At 68.2% G+C, this 19,254-nt stretch carries 19 protein-coding genes; 9 read left to right on the forward strand and 10 right to left on the reverse strand.

From position 1 onward, the window contains the following. Positions 1-70 precede the first annotated feature (70 nt). From ACWDPV_RS16365 to ACWDPV_RS16375, 3 genes are read right to left on the reverse strand one after another with little or no spacing between them, the layout of a single operon-like run. A complete protein-coding gene (locus tag ACWDPV_RS16365) occupies positions 71-775 on the reverse strand; it encodes an HNH endonuclease family protein (RefSeq protein ID WP_449743887.1) in 705 nt (234 codons plus the stop codon). A gap of 4 nt (positions 776-779) precedes the next feature. Further along, positions 780-3,035 carry an ATP-dependent DNA helicase RecG gene (gene recG, locus ACWDPV_RS16370; RefSeq protein ID WP_449743847.1) on the reverse strand — a complete coding sequence of 752 codons (2,256 nt, stop codon included), beginning with the start codon at positions 3,033-3,035 and terminating at the stop codon, positions 780-782. After that, positions 3,035-4,666: a DAK2 domain-containing protein gene (locus ACWDPV_RS16375; protein ID WP_449743888.1), complete on the reverse strand. Its 1,632-nt coding sequence runs from the start codon at positions 4,664-4,666 to the stop codon at positions 3,035-3,037. Before ACWDPV_RS16375 ends, recG begins: the two co-directional genes overlap by 1 nt. Before the next feature lie 332 nt (positions 4,667-4,998). On the opposite strand from ACWDPV_RS16375, the gene rpmB reads away from it, so the two are divergent. From rpmB to bluB, 3 genes are all read left to right on the forward strand, one after another. Continuing rightward, positions 4,999-5,190, forward strand: a complete 192-nt coding sequence (rpmB, locus tag ACWDPV_RS16380; protein WP_020792652.1) for a 50S ribosomal protein L28 — start codon at positions 4,999-5,001, stop codon at positions 5,188-5,190. Between the two features lie 107 nt (positions 5,191-5,297). After that, positions 5,298-6,158: an enoyl-CoA hydratase/isomerase family protein gene (locus ACWDPV_RS16385; protein ID WP_449743848.1), complete on the forward strand. Its 861-nt coding sequence runs from the start codon at positions 5,298-5,300 to the stop codon at positions 6,156-6,158. Beyond that, positions 6,106-6,795, forward strand: coding sequence for a 5,6-dimethylbenzimidazole synthase (bluB, locus tag ACWDPV_RS16390; protein WP_449743849.1), 690 nt, complete (start codon positions 6,106-6,108; stop codon positions 6,793-6,795). Before ACWDPV_RS16385 ends, bluB begins: the two co-directional genes overlap by 53 nt. 28 nt (positions 6,796-6,823) lie before the next feature. Here bluB and ACWDPV_RS16395 read toward each other — a convergent pair whose 3' ends face one another. The 3 genes from ACWDPV_RS16395 to ACWDPV_RS16405 are packed head-to-tail and all read right to left on the reverse strand — an operon-like array spanning position 6,824 to position 9,100. Next, complete coding sequence (locus ACWDPV_RS16395; RefSeq protein ID WP_449743850.1) at positions 6,824-7,501, reverse strand: uracil-DNA glycosylase; 678 nt, start codon at positions 7,499-7,501, stop codon at positions 6,824-6,826. Between the two features lie 2 nt (positions 7,502-7,503). After that, positions 7,504-8,025 carry a gamma carbonic anhydrase family protein gene (locus ACWDPV_RS16400; RefSeq protein ID WP_449743851.1) on the reverse strand — a complete coding sequence of 174 codons (522 nt, stop codon included), beginning with the start codon at positions 8,023-8,025 and terminating at the stop codon, positions 7,504-7,506. A gap of 55 nt (positions 8,026-8,080) precedes the next feature. Continuing rightward, positions 8,081-9,100 carry a thiamine-phosphate kinase gene (locus ACWDPV_RS16405; protein WP_449743852.1) on the reverse strand — a complete coding sequence of 340 codons (1,020 nt, stop codon included), beginning with the start codon at positions 9,098-9,100 and terminating at the stop codon, positions 8,081-8,083. Positions 9,101-9,261: 161 nt separating this feature from the next. On the opposite strand from ACWDPV_RS16405, the gene ACWDPV_RS16410 reads away from it, so the two are divergent. Both ACWDPV_RS16410 and ACWDPV_RS16415 read left to right on the forward strand, forming a co-directional pair. After that, positions 9,262-9,507: an Lrp/AsnC ligand binding domain-containing protein gene (locus tag ACWDPV_RS16410; RefSeq protein WP_348806738.1), complete on the forward strand. Its 246-nt coding sequence runs from the start codon at positions 9,262-9,264 to the stop codon at positions 9,505-9,507. 94 nt (positions 9,508-9,601) lie between these two features. Further along, positions 9,602-10,132, forward strand: coding sequence for a DUF3515 domain-containing protein (locus tag ACWDPV_RS16415; RefSeq protein ID WP_449743853.1), 531 nt, complete (start codon positions 9,602-9,604; stop codon positions 10,130-10,132). Positions 10,133-10,197: 65 nt separating this feature from the next. Here ACWDPV_RS16415 and ACWDPV_RS16420 read toward each other — a convergent pair whose 3' ends face one another. Beyond that, entirely contained in the window at positions 10,198-11,205 is a 1,008-nt protein-coding gene (locus tag ACWDPV_RS16420) for an NAD(P)H-dependent glycerol-3-phosphate dehydrogenase (protein WP_449743854.1), read from the reverse strand. A 155-nt stretch (positions 11,206-11,360) separates the two neighbouring features. On the opposite strand from ACWDPV_RS16420, the gene cofC reads away from it, so the two are divergent. The 3 genes from cofC (at position 11,361) to ACWDPV_RS16435 (ending at position 15,376) form a co-directional block, all read left to right on the forward strand. Beyond that, the gene (gene cofC / locus ACWDPV_RS16425) at positions 11,361-12,098 is read left to right on the forward strand and encodes a 2-phospho-L-lactate guanylyltransferase (RefSeq protein WP_449743855.1); all 738 of its coding nucleotides are present in this window, start codon (positions 11,361-11,363) and stop codon (positions 12,096-12,098) included. A 59-nt stretch (positions 12,099-12,157) separates the two neighbouring features. Beyond that, complete coding sequence (locus ACWDPV_RS16430; RefSeq protein WP_449743856.1) at positions 12,158-14,341, forward strand: RNA degradosome polyphosphate kinase; 2,184 nt, start codon at positions 12,158-12,160, stop codon at positions 14,339-14,341. Between the two features lie 75 nt (positions 14,342-14,416). Next, on the forward strand, positions 14,417-15,376 hold the full coding sequence (locus ACWDPV_RS16435; protein ID WP_449743857.1) for an NUDIX domain-containing protein: 960 nt from the start codon (positions 14,417-14,419) through the stop codon (positions 15,374-15,376). A 142-nt stretch (positions 15,377-15,518) separates the two neighbouring features. Here ACWDPV_RS16435 and ACWDPV_RS16440 read toward each other — a convergent pair whose 3' ends face one another. From ACWDPV_RS16440 to leuC, 3 genes are all read right to left on the reverse strand, one after another. Next, positions 15,519-16,121 (reverse strand): HU family DNA-binding protein, encoded by a 603-nt coding sequence (locus ACWDPV_RS16440; protein ID WP_449743858.1) that lies wholly within the window; start codon positions 16,119-16,121, stop codon positions 15,519-15,521. 185 nt (positions 16,122-16,306) lie between these two features. Next, on the reverse strand, positions 16,307-16,894 hold the full coding sequence (leuD, locus tag ACWDPV_RS16445) for a 3-isopropylmalate dehydratase small subunit (protein WP_449743859.1): 588 nt from the start codon (positions 16,892-16,894) through the stop codon (positions 16,307-16,309). A gap of 92 nt (positions 16,895-16,986) precedes the next feature. Continuing rightward, entirely contained in the window at positions 16,987-18,420 is a 1,434-nt protein-coding gene (gene leuC / locus ACWDPV_RS16450; RefSeq protein WP_449743889.1) for a 3-isopropylmalate dehydratase large subunit, read from the reverse strand. A 102-nt stretch (positions 18,421-18,522) separates the two neighbouring features. On the opposite strand from leuC, the gene ACWDPV_RS16455 reads away from it, so the two are divergent. Further along, complete coding sequence (locus ACWDPV_RS16455) at positions 18,523-19,254, forward strand: IclR family transcriptional regulator (protein ID WP_449743860.1); 732 nt, start codon at positions 18,523-18,525, stop codon at positions 19,252-19,254.

The raw sequence follows: 19,254 nt of genomic DNA on the forward strand, positions 1-19,254 counted from the left end.
TCTCGATGGGACCAGATCATCGCCGTCGGCGACGACGTTTTGCGCCGATGGGTGCTCAGCCGATGGGTTCTCAGCAGTCCTCGAGTGCATCGCGCAGCACCCGCACCGAGCCCGCATCCAGCGACAACCCGTATCCGGCGGACACCTCGACGAACTGGACCGAGTACCGACACCGGAATCCCGAGAGCTCGGGCATCCAGCGGGCGGGTTCGGAATCGCTCTTGTCCTGGTTGGATGCGGCATCCACCGCCACCAGGTTCGCCGGGTCGTTGGCGAAGTCCGCGCGGCGTCGCGCCGGCCATGACCACGCCCCCATGTCCCAGGAATATGCCAGCGGGACAATGTGATCGATCTGCACCGCGCCGGCGGCGCGGTCGCGCCGGAAGGTGACGTGATCGCCGGTGTAGGGGCTACGGAACTCGCCGGCGAGCACCGCCGTCGGGCAGCTGCGCACCGCGCCGGTGGTCTGCTCGGCCAGGTCCCGCGACAGGATGTCGTTTCGTGTGTCGCAACCGTTGCCGCCGCCGGTCACCGACACCGCATCACTCCACGCGGTCCCGAAGGCGGTGCGTTGATAGTCGTCGCGGGAGGGTCGCTGCGCAAGAATCGGCACACCGGCAAGGACGGTGAGCGCGTGGTGGGCGGCCGCGCGGAGTCCGTCGTCGGCGGGTGGTCGGTCGAGGTTCACCGTCACCGCGACGGCGACCGTGGTGCCCACCACCGCGATCAGAACGGCCCAGCGCCGAATCGGCCAGCTGATCTGCGGGGTGCTCAGCCCACTACGACTTGTCCAGGTAGTCGATCTTGTCCGCCACCAGGATCGAACTGACCAGCGCAGCCATCTCGCGGTGGTGACGCAGCGTGAGATCCTCCGCGACCACCTGCTGCGCGAGGGCACGTGCGTCGGCGAGGACGTCGCCGTCCTCCAGCAGCGACAGGAAGTGCAGTGACGTCTTGGCGCCGGACTGCAGCGAGCCAAGGACATCACCCTCCTTTCGATGCATCAGGTCGATCTTGGCCAGTTCGAATCCATCATTGGTCGCGGCGACGGCCTGTAACCGTTGCATGGTCGGCGATTGGGGATGAATCCCGGTCATCAACAGGCACAGGCCCGGTAGTCCCCCGCGGCCGACGCGGCCACGGAGTTGATGTAGCTGGCTGACGCCGAACCGCTCGGCGTCCATGATGACAATCGTCGTCGCGTTCGGGACGTCGACGCCGACCTCGATCACCGTCGTCGACACCAGGATGTCGATCTCGCCGCGCGAGAACGCATCCATGACGGCGGCCTTGTCCTCCGACGCCATCCGTCCGTGCAGCAGCCCGATACGGTGTGTGCCGAGGGGCCCGGCGAGGAGTTCCTCGTACTGTTCGACAACCGAGATGGTGTCGTCGTCCGGGGCCGCGGCGGCCTTCTTCTTCGGTGCGGCCGGCGCGTCGGGATCCTCACCGATCCGCGAACACACCACATACACCTGGCGCCCGGCGGCGACCTCCTCGCCGACCCGCTCCCATGCCCGGGCCACCCATGCCGGTTTGTCCGCGGGTACCACGGTGCTGGTGATCGGTTGCCTACCGGCCGGCAACTCGGCGAGCACCGAGGTGTCGAGATCACCGAACGCGGTCATCGCGACGGTCCGGGGAATCGGTGTCGCGGTCATCACCAGCAGATGCGGAACAGCACCGTCACGACCCCTGCCGCGCAACGTATCCCGTTGTTCGACACCGAAACGATGCTGCTCGTCGACGATGACCAGTCCGAGATCGAAGAAGGTGACGTTCTCCTCGAGTAGTGCGTGTGTGCCGATGATGATGCCGACCTTCCCGGTCACCACATCGAGCAGCGTCTGCCGTTTCTCCTTGGTCTTCATCGACCCGGTGACCAGCGCCACGGCGGTGGCACCCTCGGCCGCATCGATCCGCTCCCCGTATCCGAGATCGCCGAGCATCGCGGTGATCGACCGAAAGTGCTGTCCGGCAAGGACTTCGGTGGGAGCCATCAGCACGCACTGATGGCCCGAATCGATCACCCGCAGCATCGCGAGCAGCGCCACCAGCGTCTTACCCGATCCGACCTCCCCCTGGAGCAGGCGGTTCATCGGTTCGGTACGCGCGATGTCGACGTCGATGTCCTCCGACACCGTCACCTGACCACGCGTCAGGGTGAACGGAAGCCGTTGCCGCAGGCGATCTTCGAGACCGCCGTCGACATGCGGGCAGGCCGGCGCCGCGGCGTCGCGGCCCACCAGCCGACGCTGCGCGAGCACCAGCTGGATCGCCAGGGCCTCGTCGAACTTGAGTCGGTCCTGCGCCGCGTCGACCTCCGACATCCGATCGGGCAGATGCACCGTGCGGATCGCCTCGTCGGTCGTCATCAGGTCACGCCGGCGCCGCTCGCTCTCGTCGAGGGCCTCCGGCAGCGGCCCCAGCATATCCAGCACCTGCCGCACCGCCGTCCAGATCTCCCAGCTCTGGATCTTGCTGGTGGCCGGGTACATCGGCATGATCGGCCGCTCGAAGATCGTCGCCGGGTTGGGTGCCCCGCCATCGTCGCCGAGACGGTCCCGCTCGAAGTCCCACAACTCGGTCAGCATCGCCGAGCCCCTGACCTTGCCGTCGGGATCGTCGTCCGCGGGTAGCAACAGCCACTGCGGATGTGTCAACTGTGGTTGCCCGCGAAAGAACTTCACGGTTCCGGCGAGCATCACCCGGGTTCCGGGAACCATGATGCGACCGATGGCCGCAGCGTTGAAGAACGTGGCCTCGTACACCTGCCGGTCGTCCTTCACGACCACCTTCAGGAAGCTGCCGCGACGGGTCGTCATCCGCTTCGTGGCGGAACTGACGACCTCCCCGACGATCGAGAGCCATTCCCCCGCTTCGATATCCTGCGCTTGGGACACCTGCCCGCGCCGCACCCACCGGCGCGGGGCGTACCGCACCAGCGCCCCGACGGTGGTCACCCCGATGGACTCGAGGCCGGCCAGCGTCGTGGGCCCGAAGATGCCGTCGAGCGGATCCGACAGATCCAGCACTATTCGATCCCGATCTGGATGAGATCGTCGGATTGACCGGTGTCGTAGGTGGCGAGTTCGACGCCGGCAAAGTTACGCCGGAGGTGCGCATCGAGCGCCTCGACGACGCCCGGATCGACGTCGGCACCGACGAGGGCGGTGACCAGCTCACCACCGGTGGCGAGCATCAGATCGATCAGGGCCGTCGCCGCCCCGGTCTGATCGGCTGCGATCACCAGCACGTCGGAACCGATGAGTCCCAGGACATCCCCGACCTCACAGGTGCCGGCCAACGTCATCATCCTGACCTCGGCGCGACGCAGCGAACCCCAACGGGCTCCCGCGGCGGCCTCGGCCATCGCGTAGGCGTCGGCGTCGGCCGATTCGCTCGGGTCGTGGACGGCCAGCGCCGCCAGGCACTGCGCCATCGACGAGGTCGGCAGCGACACCACCGAACGCTGGCTCGATCGGACCTCGGCGGCCACCGACACCAGGTCCTGACTGGTCATCGACCCGTTGGCCATCACCACCACGTGTGCGGCGTCGGTGGCGCGGATGGCGCGGGTCAATTCCTCGGCGGTGACGCCGTCGTCGGCGCGGATCACCGCGGCGCCGGCGTCGGCGAACAACGACGCCGCGCCCTCGCCCTTGACGATGGTCACGATGGCCCGCTTGTGCCGCGGCGGCGGTTCGGCGGTGTCGATCTGGGAGCGGATGGCGTCGAGCGCGAAACAACTGATCCGGATCTCCGACAGGGCGCCCGCGGCGAGCCCAGCCTCCACCGCGCGCCCCGGTTCGCAGGTGTGCACGTGCACCGAGAACCGTTCCCCGTCGCCGCCGGAACTGTCGCCGACGATGACCACCGCGTCACCGATCTCGTCGAGTTCGGCGCGCAGCACCCCGATGGACTCGCTCGCCGCGCGGTCGAGCAGGTACATCACCTCGAAATCCATCTCCGAGGCTCCGGTGCACGTGTCCTGATCCGGGTGGCCGGGCAGGCCGCCACCCATCAGAGAGCCGCGGTACCGCCGTCGGCGTGCCGCCACCCCGGTGACCACGAGCACCATCGCGTCGAGGATGACGAGGAAGCCGCGGGCACCGGCGTCGACGACGCCGGCCGAGGCCAACTCGGGAAGCTGGGCGGTGGTCTCGTCGAGGGCCAGGGCGCACTCGTCGGCGACCGCGCGTACGAGGTCGGCAGGCGCGTCGTCGGCATGGCGGCTCGCGGTCTCCGCCGCCACCCGGATGACGGTCAGGACGGTGCCCTCGCGGGGTTCGCTGACCGCACGACGTGCGGCCAGACCGGCCAGCCGCAGGCCCGCGCTCGCAAGGTACGACAGGCTCAACTCACCGGGCGCGGCGAGTTCGACAGCGTCGGCCACACCGACGAGGACCTGGGAGAGAATGATTCCCGAGTTGCCTCGCGCAGCGGCGACCGCCGCGTCGGCGAGGGACCGCGCGACCACCGAGAGGGCGGCATCGGCGGGAAGGTCGGCGACGGCCGCAGCCGCGGCGGCCATGGTGAAGGCCATGTTGCTGCCGGTGTCGGAGTCCGGGATGGGAAACACGTTGAGGTCGTTGATCTCGCCGCGCACGGCCTCGAGGCCGTCGGCGCAGGCCTGTGCCCAGTCACGCAACAACTGCGGACTCATCGTGTGCGTCAGACCACCGTCGAACGCCGCCACATCCACCTCCTCGATACCCTGCAGATGAGGCGGACCTCCCCACCCGCCGCCACGTCCGAAGAACTGTGGTCAAGATTACTCGTGGACTCCGACGACCCCGCGACGGCCGCCCGATCACCTCGCGCTGCGCGGGCCGGATTTGGTCGGGGCGCCGCCCTCCCGCTATCCTTGCAGGGTTGCCTTGCCGCGAGTCGTGGTGGTCGTTTCGGTTGATGCCCTTCGGGCACGCGCCGATCGCTTCCCATTCCGACGGCGGGCCGAGAAGAGAACACCATCCATTTACCCTCGAGGAGTTCGATATGGCTGCCGTCTGTGACGTCTGCGGCAAGGGTCCGGGCTTCGGCAAGTCCGTTTCGCACTCGCACCGCCGCACCAACCGTCGCTGGAACCCGAACATTCAGTCGGTCCGCGTCGAGGTCGCCCCGGGCAACCGGAAGCGCAAGAACGTGTGCACCTCCTGCCTGAAGGCCGGAAAGACCACCCTCGTCTGATCATCGGTGGTCCTCGGACCAGCTGATGTCGTCGAGCAGACCCGACCCACCGAGCAAACGCTCGGCCCGGGGTCGGGTCTTTTGCATGCCGAGGATAAGGTGACCGTATGACAGGGATCACCGATACCGCAGCAACCGTCGACACCCCCTCCGTCGACACCCCTTCCGTCGACACCCCGACCACCTCACCCGTGACCCAGACGGGATCGGTCCTGACGATCGCCATGTCGAGTCCGGCCGCCGGAACCTCCCTCGATGACCGTGCCCTGGCCGACGGCACCGCCGCCCTGCACGAGGTGGCCCGCGGCGAACGTGAGGTCGGTGCGATCCTGTTGCGCGGAACCGGCGCGAACTTCTGTGCCGGCGGTAATGTCCGTGCCTTCGCCGCGGCCGCGCACCGCCCGACCTACCTGCGGGATCTCGCCGACAATTTCCACGCCTTCGTCCTGGCGCTCGCCGCCGCCGACCGCCCGGTGGTCGCCGCGGTCAGCGGCTGGGCGGCCGGCGCGGGTATGAGCATCGTCCTGCATGCCGACATCGCCATCGGCGGTGCCGGCACCAAACTCCGGCCGGCCTATCCGGGTATCGGGCTGACCCCGGACGGTGGGATGTCGTGGATGCTGCCCCGCGTCGTCGGTCTGGCGCGCGCACGCGACATCATCCTGAGCGACCGCGTGATCGACGCCGAGGAAGCCCTCGCGATCGGGATCCTCTCCCGCATCGTCGACGACACCGAGGTGGCCGCCGAGGCCGCGGCCGTCGCCGAGAAACTCGCCGCCGGCCCCCGCTCCGCACTGTCGGCCACCCGTCGACTGCTGACCGCGTCGACGACCGATTCCCTCGCCGAACATCTTGCGGCCGAGGCGGCGTCGATCTCGGCGCGCAGCGGCGAACCGGAGGGCACCGAGGGTGTCGATGCCTTCCTCGGGAAGCGACGTCCGGATTTCGGTGCCGCACGCGGACACTGACGCCGAGACCGGCTTCGGACCCGACTTCCTCGCCGAGCTCGACGTGCTGCTCCGGTTGCGTCGCGACGTCCGTCGTTTCCGGATCGACCCACTCGACCCACAACTGGTCGAGTCGATTCTCGAGCGCGCCGAACTCGCTCCGTCGGTGGGCAATTCGCAACCCTGGCGATGGGTCGAGGTCTCCTCGGCGTCGGCCCGTGCGCAGATCCGCGCGAACTTCGTCGCGGCCAACGCCGACGCCCTCGCCGGCTACCACGGGGACCGGGCCCGCTCCTACGCCGACCTCAAACTCGCCGGGCTCGACGAGGCGCCCGTGCACCTCGCGGTGTTCACCGACGAGACCTGCCTTCAGGGGCATGGTCTCGGCCGCGCCACGATGCCGGAGACACTCGCCTACTCCTCCGTCGCGGCGATCCAGACACTATGGCTCGCCGCGCGGGCCCGTGGGATCGGCCTGGGCTGGGTGTCGATCCTCGACGCCGACGCCGCGACCGCGACGTTGGAGGTGCCCGACTCGTGGCGATTCACCGCCTACCTCTGCCTCGGATATCCCGAAACCACCGGCGAGGTACCCGAACTCGAACGCGTCGGATGGCAGGCCCGTACCGATCCGAACACGCGCAGATTCATCCGCTGAACCACCGGCCCCGGGCGGACGACGCCGGTTAGGGCAGCCGCCAGTCGACGGGTTCGCCGCCGAGGTCGGCGAGTTCGTCGTTGGCGCGGCTGAACGGCCGTGATCCGAAGAATCCGCGGCTCGCCGACAGCGGCGACGGGTGCGCGGAGATGATCGTGGGGACGTCCGGCATCCACTGCGCCAGATCGGCCGCATCGCGACCCCACAGAATCGCGACGAGGGGCTCGTCACGATCCACCAGCGCCTTGATCGCGCATTCGGTGACCGCCTCCCAGCCCTTGCGCCGATGCGATGCCGGCTGCCCAGGGGCGACGGTGAGGACGCGATTGAGCAGCAACACTCCCGCCCGGGACCACGGTGTGAGGTCGCCGGTAGCCGGACGCGGGTACCCGAGGTCCTCGCAGTACTCGGTGTAGATGTTGGCCAGTGACCGCGGAATCGGCGAAACATCAGGCGCCACAGAGAAACTCAACCCCACCGCATGTCCGGGTGTGGGGTACGGATCCTGCCCGACGATGAGAACCTTGACCTCGTCGAAGGGCTGGGTGAAGGCGCGCAACACATTCTGCCCGGCGGGCAGATAGCCACGGCCCGCCGCATTCTCGTCGCGCAGGAACTGTCCCATCGCGGTGATCACATCTGCCACCGGTTCCAGCGCCCGGGCCCAACCCGGGTCGATCAGTTCGGCAAGGGACTTGGGCGCCATCGTCAGTCGATCCTCCGCAGCGCGGTCCGGTAATGCGTCGCGTTGTGGAAGTACATGTCCACGTTCAGGTCGATGTGCCCGACCGGAACCCGGTATCCCTCCCGCACCCGCGCCGGAACACCCAGTGCCATGCAGTGTTCGCCGATCTCGGCGTTGAACGGCACCACCGCTCCGGCGCCGACGATGGAACCCTCCCCGATACGGGATCCGTTGAGCACCACCGATCCCGACGCGATCAGGCAGTGATCACCGATCGTGGCGCCCTCGATATGCGCATTGTGGCCGACCACACATCCCGCACCGATCACCGTCGGGTCGACCGGTGTGCAATGGATGACGGTGCCGTCCTGGATGTTGGTGCGCCGCCCGATGGTGATCGTGCCGTAGTCGCCGCGCAGCACCGCGCCCGGCCACACCGACACCCCGTCGGCCAATGTCACCGCACCGATGACGGTCGCGTCGGGGTGGACGTAGACATCTTCACCCAGATCGGGTACTCGGTCATCGAGTGCGTAAATCGCCATACCGAGGATCTAATCACCCGGCGATCGGGACCTGGCCCACCCACCCGGGGTGAGGTCAGCGAAACGCCTGCCAGCCGTGCATCGTGTCGGCCCGTCGACCGTCGACGGTGACCGACGCGGGCCCCGGCGCCACCTCGCCGATCACCACCCACCCGGACGGCACCGCCGCGGGCGGCAGCGCCGCCAGCAACTGGTGGTCCTCCCCTCCGGTGAGCACCCACTCGTCGGCGTCGGCGCCGAGCAGCGCGGCCACGTCGGTCACCTCCGGCAGCCGCGGAATGAGTTCACTGCGGATCGCGAGAGCCACCCCCGACGACACCGACATCGTCACCAGTTCTTCGACGAGGCCGTCAGAGATGTCGGTCATCGCGTGCGCACCGGCCCGCGCCGCACGGACTCCTTCACCGAGATCGGGCGCGGGAACCAGGAATGCCTCGACAACCGCGGCCCGGGCATCGGCGTCACGGCGCCAGCGGGCCATCGGGGCCACCCCGGACCGACCGATCACCGCCAGACCCGCGGCTGCTGCACCCAACGGCCCACTGACGGCCAGCACATCCCCGGCGCGGGCCCCCGACAGCGTGACCGGCGCCAGTCCGTCGAGTGCCCCCACCGACGTGATACCCACCACGATCTCGTCGGCGCCGACCAGATCACCGCCCAGCACACGCGCGCCGAGCGCGTGGGCGGCGTCGACGATCCCGCCGTTGAGATCGAGTAACCACCCCACCCCGGTATCCGCCGGACAGGCCAGCGAGACGACGACGCCGACGGTGCGACCACCCATTGCGGCAATGTCGGCGGCACTCTGCACCACCGCGCGCGCGCCGATCTGGGCCGGAGTGGACCACTCGAGCCGAAAATGGCGCCCCTGCACCACCGTGTCGGTGCTGATCACAGTCGGTCCCACATCGAGGACGGCGGCGTCGTCGCCCGAACCGATCACGATGTCCGGTCCACCGTCGGCGGCCGCTGTGGTGAACATCGCGATGATCGCGCGCTCACCGACCTCAGCCAGCGTCTTGGTGCGGTCGGGTCCGGACCCATCGGGGTCGCGGACGGCGTCGGACGGCACGATGAGCCCCTTCGATTCTGCTGCCGACTCGCCTCCCGCGAGGTTGTCAGCGACAATGTGTGCCAGCAGTGTAGTGGTCCGCGGGTCTGTCTCCCCCGATCGCCACCGCACCGCGGCGGGGTCATCAGCCCGATTCCCGCGACGTGGCAGACATCGAGAGGATGGCCGTGGTTCAGGCATACATACTGATCCAGACCGAGGTCGGACGGGCGGCACTGGCCGCAGCGACCATCGCAGAGATCTCGGGGGTCGCCTCGTCCGAGGAGGTCAGCGGACCTTACGACGTGATCGTCCGTGTGGATGCTGCCGACGCCGCGCACCTGAGCAACGACGTGGTCCCCCAGATCCAGAAGGTCGACGGCATCACCCGAACCCTGACCTGCCCGGTGGTGACCACCGGCCACTGAGCGCCACGAGGCCCAGCAACCCCGGCGGCGCGACGCAGATCCCGGTCGATCCGGACCGAACAGCGTGTACGGGGACATGACCTAGGGTGGGCTGGTGAGTTCTCCCGACACCGGGTCCGGTCCCCGCTTGAGTCCGGCACTGATCGCCACCCTCGTCGCCGTCCCGGTGATGGTCATCGTCGGATTCATCACGTTCGCGGCGATGAAGTCGGCCCAGTCGAGCGACACACCCATCGCCTCCTACGCCTCCGCCGAGTCGGCGGTGAGCGCTGATTGCGCGAAACTGCTTGCCGCCCTGCCCAACGCCTTCGAGGGCTTCGGATCGAAGTCGGTCGACGGCGACACCGCGACCTGGTCCGGCACCGACGACGGTGACCCGGTGACGGTGCGTTGCGGGGTCGATCGTCCCGGCGAACTGGCCCCGTCGAGCCGCCTGCAGACGGTCAACGGCGTCCAGTGGTTCATCACCGACACCATCGACGGACGGGGGCAGGCCTACGTGTGTGTCGACCATCGTCCCTACGTGGCCCTGTGGGTGCCGGTCACCGGCGGCAACGCCTCGATCACCGATGTGTCCGCGGCGATCGGCAAGGTGTTGCCGTCGGGCCCACTCGATTTCGGCTGACGCCGACAGGGCACTCGATTTCGGCTGACGCCGACAGGGCACTGACGGGGTCAGTGGCACGAGGGTCAGTCCCGATACACCTCGGGTTTGGTGGTGCGCCCCAACAGTGACGCCACCGCGTCGGCCACCGACACCCCAGAGTGACACACCCCGTGCACCGCATCGGTCAGCGGCATCGACACTCCATGCTTCTCGGCGAGGGCACGCACCGACGTACACGACTTCACGCCCTCGGCGACCTGACCGTGGGTGGCCTCCTGGGCCTCCTCCATCGTCGCCCCCTCACCGAGGCGGGCACCGAAGGTCCGGTTGCGCGACAACGGCGACGAGCACGTCGCCACCAGGTCACCGATTCCGGCCAACCCGGCGAGAGTCTCGATCTCGGCACCGAGCGCCGCACCGAGCCGGATGACCTCCGCCAGCCCGCGGGTGATGATGGTGGCCAGGGTGTTCTGACCGAAACCGACACCGCTGGCCATCCCGCACGCCAACGCGATGACGTTCTTGGCGGCCCCGCCGATCTCACAGCCGACGACGTCGGTGTTGGTGTACGGACGGAAATACCCGGTGGCGAAGGCGGATTGGAGGGTGGTGGCACGCGCCTCGTCGACGCACCCGATCACCGTCGCCGCCGGCTGCCCCTCGGCGATCTCCCGCGCCAGATTGGGCCCGGTGAGCACCGCGATCTGGGCCTGCCCGAATCCGGTGACCTCCGCGATGACCTCGCTCATCCGCATCAACGTGTGGGTCTCGATACCCTTCGCCAGAGACACCATGGTGGCATCCGATCGCAGATGCGGGGTCCAGTCGCTCAGATTGTCCCGCAGCGACTGTGAGGGCACCGCGCAGACGACGATGTCGGCGTCGGGCAACACCTCGGCGATGACGCTGGACGCGCGCAGTTGCTCGGGCAGGGAGATGCCGGGGAGGTAATCGGGATTGGTGTGCTCGGCGTTGATCGTGTCGGCCAGTTCGGCCCGCCGTGCCCAGATCGTCGTCTCGGTGCCGGCGTCGACGAGGACCTTCGCCGCCGCCGTACCCCAGGAACCGGCACCCATCACCACCGCGCGCACGTGTCACATCCTTCGCTGCTCACCGAACGTCACTCTCACCCTAGTGTCCCGCCGCCGCCGCGTCGTGAACTTTCCGTCGAATCCCGATCCGGGCCCCGGCCGGGGTTGCCCGCACCCGATCGTCGGGCTCGTCGCCCGTCGTCCATCATGGTGACGTGAGACCCGATGGTGTGGTGCGTGGCGACGGTGCGCCCGCGCATGCCCTTGGCGGCGGGGTCGGGGCGGTGTTGGTGGTCAAGAACCTCGACGCCGCCAAGACCCGGCTCGCGGCGTCGCTGCCGATCGCCGGCATCGGGCGAGGACCGGTGGATCACCGTGCCCTGGTGCTGGCGATGCTCCTGGACACCATGACCGCCGTTCATCTCGCCGGTCTGGACCCGATCGTGGTGGTGAGCCCGGATGCCGCGGTGCTGGGCGAGGTCACCGCCGCCGGCGCCCACGCGGTCCGGGAGATTCCGCGCACCGATCCCTCGCTCAACCACGCCTACGCCGAGGGCATCGACTGGATCCGCCGACACCGACCCGAGTGCCCACGGGTGCTGTTGGTGCAGGCGGACCTGCCGGCGGCCGACGCCCACAGCATCCGGCAGGTCATCGACGCCGCCGATGCCCTGCCGCAGGCGCTGGTCACCGACGCCGCCGGCGATGGCACCGCGATGCTGTTGCGCCCGGTCGAACTGAACATGCTGCCGCGCTTCGGAATCGACTCGGCGGCCGCGCACCGCGCCGACGGGGCCGTCGATCTCGACGCCACCCGGAGCCGCTGGGCGGACCTGCGCACAGACGTCGACACCGCCGCGGATCTGCGTCGCGCCTGGGCACTGGGACTCGGGCGGCACACGCGGGCGGCACTGGGGATCGACCCGTCCCACGATGCCGGCGGACGCGGGTGAAGCGCCGTAGGTGACAGGTGCGGCTGCGCAACCATCCGATGATGGGTCATTATTGACCGGTGACCCCAGCAGACGACACCGGGACGCAGACCGTGACGGCGATCCCCGGCGCCCCACCCGCAGCGACGTTGACGCCGGAAGAATCGGCCGATCTGCCCGAAGACCGGTACCTGAACCGGGAATTGAGTTGGCTGGACTTCAATTCGCGGGTGTTGGCACTCGCCGAGGACACCTCCCTTCCCCTGCTCGAGCGGGCCAAGTTCCTGGCAATCTTCGCCTCGAACCTCGACGAGTTCTTCATGGTGCGGGTCGCCGGCCTCAAACGGCGTGACGAGACGGGCCTGTCGGTCCGCTCCGCCGACGGCCTGTCGCCGCGCGAGCAGCTGCTGCGCATCGCCGGCCGCACCCAGACGCTGGCCGACCGGCATGCCCGCGTCTTCCTCGACTCCGTGCGGCCCTCCTTGGTGGCCAACGGAATTCATGTGGTCACCTGGGCCGAACTCGATGACGATCAGCAGACGCGGATGGTCGAATACTTCCACGAGCAGGTGTTCCCCGTCCTGACCCCGCTGGCCGTCGACCCCGCCCACCCTTTCCCCTACATCTCGGGGTTGTCGCTGAACCTGGCGGTCACTGTCAAGGATGCACACGAGGGCGGCGAGCACTTCGCGCGAGTCAAGGTGCCCGACAACGTCAATCGGTTCGTGCGTGTCGACCAACTCGCGCCGGGCTCGGCCGAGACCGACGGGCGCGGACATCATCCCGCGGTGCTCCTGCCGATGGAGAACCTGATCGCGGCCAACCTCAAGCATCTGTTCCCCGAGATGCAGATCGTCGATCACCACGTCTTCCGGATCACCCGCAACGCCGATTTCGAGGTGGAGGAGGATCGCGACGAGGACCTCCTGCAGGCACTCGAACGAGAACTCGCCCGACGACGGTTCGGGTCACCGGTCCGTCTCGAGGTGGCCGACGACATGAGCGAGCACATGCTCGAATTGTTGCTGCGTGAACTCGACGTCAACCCGGCCGACGTCATCCAGGTACCCGGATTGTTGGATCTGTCGGCATTGTTCGAGGTGTATGCGCTCGACCGACCCCACCTCAAGGACCGGCCCTTCGTCCCCGGAACGCATCCGGCCTTCGGCGAACGGGAAACCCCCAAGAGTGTGTTCTCCACACTGCGCGAGGGTGACGTCCTCGTCCATCACCCCTACGACTCGTTCTCCACGAGCGTGCAGCGGTTCATCGAGCAGGCCGCCGCCGACCCGCAGGTCCTCGCGATCAAGCAGACGCTGTATCGCACCTCCGGCGATTCGCCGATCGTCAACGCGTTGATCGACGCCGCCGAGGCCGGCAAGCAGGTGGTCACCCTCGTGGAGATCAAGGCGCGTTTCGACGAGCAGGCCAACATCAAGTGGGCCCGGCAACTCGAACAGGCCGGCGTGCACGTGGTCTACGGCCTGGTGGGCCTCAAGACGCACTGCAAGACATGTCTGGTGGTCCGTCGCGAGGGCTCGACGATCAAGCGGTACTGCCACATCGGCACCGGAAACTACAACCCGAAGACCGCGCGGCTCTACGAAGATGTGGGTCTGCTCACCGCCGCACCGGACATCGGCGCGGACCTGACCGACCTGTTCAACACGCTCACCGGATACTCGCGGAAGAAGGAGTACCGCAACATCCTGGTGGCCCCGAACGGGATTCGCTCGGGCATCATCGAACGTATCAACCGGGAGATCACCGCCTTTCACGAGGGCAACGAGCGTGCCCGAATTCGTTTGAAGGCCAACGCGCTTGTCGACGAGCAGGTGATCGACGCGCTGTATCGGGCGTCGCAGAACGGGGTGCCCGTCGAGATCGTGGTCCGCGGGATCTGCGCGTTGCGACCCGCCATGCCGGGCGTCAGCGACAACATCACGGTGCGCTCGATCCTGGGCCAGTTCCTCGAGCACTCCCGCATCCTGCACTTCGGTGCCGCCGACGAGTACTGGATCGGCAGCGCAGACATGATGCACCGCAACCTCGATCGACGGATCGAGGTGATGGTGCAGGTGCGTGACGAACGGCTGACCGGAGAACTCAACGACATCTTCTCCTCTGCCCTCGATCCCCGAACCCGCTGCTGGGTGCTGCACTCCGACGGCAGCTGGGTGGCGTCGCCGGCGGCCGGCGAGGAGGTCCGCGATCACCAGCGACAGATGATGCGGCGCAATCACCGCCGGGATCAGGGTGCGTGAGTACGCCCGGGTGCGGGCGCATCGTGCCGCCTGCCGACACCTGCCGATAACCCGCGCGTACTAGTATCTGCGGCGATGTCAAAGTCACAGGGATCATCCCCAGGCCGGGAACGCACGTCCGGATCGTCCCCGGGCGCCAAGACGATCTGGGCGGCGGGCGGTGTGTTGTGGCGCCACAGCGGTGAGTCCGTGGAGATCGGGCTGGTCCACCGCCCGCGCTACGACGACTGGACGCTCCCCAAGGGCAAGACGGATGACGGCGAGACCCTGATCGACACCGCGGTGCGCGAGATCGCCGAAGAGACCGGTCACCACACCCGGTTGGGGCGCCTGTTGTCCACGGTGTCCTACGATCTCCCCAACGGGCGCAAGCACGTCCGCTACTGGTCGGCGGAGTCGACAAGCGGTCGATTCGAGCCCAACCACGAGGTGGATGCCATCGAGTGGTTGCCGGTGGATCAGGCGGATCACCTGCTCAGCTACCGACTCGACCGAAAGGTGCTCCGCGAGTTCGTCCGCCTGCCGGTGGATCTGACGACCTTCGTGATCATCCGGCATGCCCGCGCAGGCCGCCGGTCGAAGTACCGCGGAGACGATCGGCTACGCCCGCTGGACACACTGGGCCGCGCGCAGGCCGCGGCACTGGCGCCGCTGCTGAATGCATACGGCGTCACCGAACTCCACAGCGCCGACCGGGTGCGGTGCGTGCAGACCCTCGAACCCACGAGCAGCGCGACCGGGCTGCCGATCGTCGACGAGCCGGCCCTGTCCGAGGAGGCCTACGCCGCCGATCCGGAATCGACCCGCCGTCGGTTCCGCGAACTCGCCACCACGTCGGGTCCGGGCCAGGTGCGGGCAGTGTGCAGTCAGGGCAAGGTGATTGAGCCACTCCTCGCGTGGTGGGCCGGGCTCGACAACGTCGAACTGCCGCCGGCGCGCAACCGCAAGGGCAGCGTGTGGGTGCTGTCCTTCGACGACGGTCGGCTGGTGGCCGCCGACCACGTCGACAGTCCGCTTCCACTGCAGACCGGCTGAGTCGTCCGGGGCATCGGCCGGCATCGACCGCCCGCGTGCCGCTCCGCCGCCGGAAGTGCCGTCTCCACACAGCAACTCACCCCTGACGAGGGAAGGGCGTCAGGGGTGAGTTGTGCGGTGTGTCGAGTCGCCGACGCGAACGTCAGCGGCGCGTGGTCTTCTTGGCGGGAGCCTTCTTGGCCGCAGTCTTCTTGGCGGGAGCCTTCTTTGCCGGGGCCTTCTTGGCCGCGGTGGTCTTGGCCGGGGCCTTCTTCGCCGGGGCCTTCTTGGCCGCGGTGGTCTTGGCGGGAGCCTTCTTCGCCGGGGCCTTCTTGGCCGCGGTGGTCTTGGCCGGGGCCTTCTTCGCCGGGGCCTTCTTGGCCGGGGCCTTCTTGGCGGCCGTGGTGGTCTTCTTCGCCGCGGTCTTCTTGGCCGGGGCGGCGGCACCGGCGCCACGCTTCACCGCGGGGCCCGAGGCCGACAGCTTCTGCTTGCCGGCGACGACGGCCTTGAACTGCGCGCCCGGGCGGAACGCCGGAACCGAAGTGGCGCGCACCTTCACGGTCTCGCCAGTGCGTGGGTTACGGGCGACGCGCGGTGCGCGGCGACGCTTCTCGAAGACACCGAATCCGGTGATGGTGACACTCTCGCCGCGGTTGACCGCGCGGACGATGGTGTCGACGACGAGCTCGACGGCTTCGGTCGCAGTCTTGCGATCCGCGTCGAGCTTCTTGGTCAGCTCATCAATGAGCTCTGCCTTGTTCATGGGAATACCTCCGCAAGCTGTTCTGACCGATCGGTTGAGGCCAGCTAACCCCACACGGTAAACGTCGAAGACGAAAACGTCCATCTTCCACGCCAATCGACGGGCCGTGTTGCGAAAATGTGAGGTGCGCAACCACGTTCCGTCGATCGCGTCGCGGGGTTGTGCCGCGGGCGGATCAGTGAACTCTACATGGTCACCGGCTTGAAAGGCGGACGGCCGCTTTCGTACTCGGAAATGGCTTCTACCTGCCGCAATGTCAGTCCGATGTCGTCGAGACCCTCCATCAGACGCCAGCGGGTGTAGTCGTCAATTGTCAACGGCACCACGAGGTCTCCGGCGGTCACGGTCCGCTCCGGAAGGCTCACCGTCAATTCCAGGCCCGGCTGCTCCTCGAGTCGCTTCCACAGCAGCTCGACGTCGGGTTGCTCGACCTGCGCGGCGACCAGGCCGGCCTTGCCGGCGTTGCCGCGGAAGATGTCGGCGAACCGGGACGAGATGACGACCCGAAAACCGAAGTCGGACAGTGCCCAGACGGCATGCTCGCGCGACGATCCGGTTCCGAAGTCCGGTCCGGCCACCAGAACCGAGCCGTGGCTCCAGGGCTCGGCGTTGAGGATGAAGTCCGGGTCGCTACGCCATCCGGCGAAGAGTCCGTCCTCGAAACCCGTTCGCGTCACCCGCTTGAGGTAGACGGCAGGGATGATCTGATCGGTGTCGACGTTGCTGCGGCGCAACGGCACCCCGATCCCGGTGTGGGAGATGAAGGGTTCCATGAGGGTGGCTCCGCTCTGTGAGGTGAGGTATGCCTGAGGCAGGGTTGATCTGGAGTTGAGAAGCGCCTGAACGAATCCGGAGCTTCGGCCCGCTAAAGGTCGGCCGGGGAGGACAGGGTTCCGCGGACGGCGGTCGCGGCCGCCACGGCCGGCGAGACCAGGTGCGTCCGACCGCCCTTGCCCTGTCGGCCTTCGAAATTCCGGTTCGACGTCGAGGCGCAGCGCTCACCGGGAGCGAGCTGATCGGGGTTCATTCCCAGGCACATCGAGCATCCCGCCTGCCGCCATTCGGCTCCCGCCGCGGTGAAGATGTCGCCGAGCCCTTCGTCGTCGGCCTGCGCCCGCACCCGCATCGAACCCGGGACGACGAGCATCCGCATACCGTCGGCGATCTTGCGGCCCTTGAGGATCTCGGCGACCGCACGCAGGTCCTCGATGCGGCCGTTGGTGCACGATCCGACGAAGACGGTGTCGACGGCAACCTCGCGCAGCGGGGTTCCGGGTGCCAGATCCATGTACTGCAAGGCCTTCGCCGCGGCGGTGGCGGCGTTCTCGTCGCCGAAGTCGGCCGGATCGGGCACCACCGAGCCGAGCGGCGCGCCCTGCCCGGGGTTGGTGCCCCAGGTGACGAAGGGCGACAACCGTGTGGCGTCGATGTGCACCTCGGCGTCGAACTGCGCCCCGTCGTCGGTGCGCAGCGAATCCCAGTAGGCCACTGCGGCATCCCAGTCGTCGCCCTGCGGGGCGTTCGGACGTCCCTTGAGGAAGTCATAGGTGATCGCGTCGGGCGCGATCATGCCGGCGCGCGCACCCGCCTCGATCGACATGTTGCAGATGGTCATTCGGGCCTCCATCGACAGCTTCTCGATGGCCGGGCCGCGGTACTCGAGCACATAACCCTGCCCGCCACCGGTTCCGATCTCGGCGATGACCGCGAGGATCAGGTCCTTGCTCGTGACGCCGGGGGGCAACTCACCGTCGACGGTGATCGCCATCGTCCGGAACGGACGCAGCGACAGCGTCTGCGTGGCGAGCACATGCTCGACCTCGGAGGTGCCGATGCCCATCGCCAGCGCCCCGAACGCACCGTGCGTGGAGGTGTGGGAATCGCCACACACCACCGTCATTCCCGGTTGCGTCAGCCCCAGTTGCGGGCCGACCACGTGCACGATCCCCTGCTCGGCATCGCCCATCGGATGCAGCCGGATGCCGAATTCCTCGCAGTTGCGGCGAAGGGTCTCCACCTGGGTGCGCGAGACCGGATCGGCGATCAGGTCGGTCTTGATGGTCGGGACGTTGTGGTCCTCGGTGGCGATCGTCAGGTCGCGGCGCCGCACCGGACGCCCGGCGAGGCGCAGACCGTCGAAGGCCTGCGGACTGGTCACCTCGTGGACGAGGTGCAGGTCGATGTAGATGAGGTCGGGTTGCTCGCCGTTCCCGCGAACGACAACGTGGTCGTCCCACACCTTTTCGGCAAGCGTGCGCGGTGCGCCGTGCTGCACGGCGCCGGTCGGGCTGTTCGTCATGGCTGCACTCACATCCATCTCGGTCACGTCGGGGCGGCGACCGAAGCGGGCTGAATCGGCCATCGACGTGCATCTCACTATTTGGACAGTTAGTATCGTCCTATGGGAAAGGATAGCGCATCGGAACCGACCAGCGGAATCGGAGTCCTCGACAAGTCGGTGACCGTGCTGCGCGCCATCGCCGAAACACCGTGCAATCTCACCGAGTTGTGTGACCGCACCGCACTGCCCCGGGCCACCGCCCATCGTCTCGCGGTCGGACTGGAGGCCCATCGGCTGCTCGCACGCAACGCGGCGGGACGCTGGTACCCAGGTCCCGCACTCAACGAACTGGCCTCCTCCGCACACGATCTCGTCCGCGAGGCATCCCTGATGGTGCTGCCACGCCTACGCGAGATCACCGGGGAGTCGGTGCAGGTCTATCGCCGCGAGGGGTCCGAACGCGTTTGCATCGCGGCGATGGAACCGCCGACCGGGCTGCGCGACACCGTGCCGGTGGGTACCCGGTTCCCGATGAGCGCGGGGTCGGCGGCGAAGGTCTTGCTCGCCTGGGCCGACCCGCATACCCAGCGTTCGCTGTTGGCCGACAGCGTGTTCAGCGACCGTGCGCTGCATGAGATCCGGCGGCGCGGGTGGGCGCAGAGCGCGGGCGAACGGGCCGCCGGCGTGGCCAGCGTCTCGGCCCCGGTGCGCGACGCCGACGGCGAGGTGATCGCGGCGATCTCGGTGTCGGGTCCGATCGACCGGATGGGCCGCCGACCCGGCGCCCGGTGGGCCGCCGACCTTCTCGCGGCCGCCGACGCGATCCACAAACGCCTCGTCACCCAGGGCTGA

The organism is Gordonia sp. NPDC003504 (genome assembly GCF_053587995.1).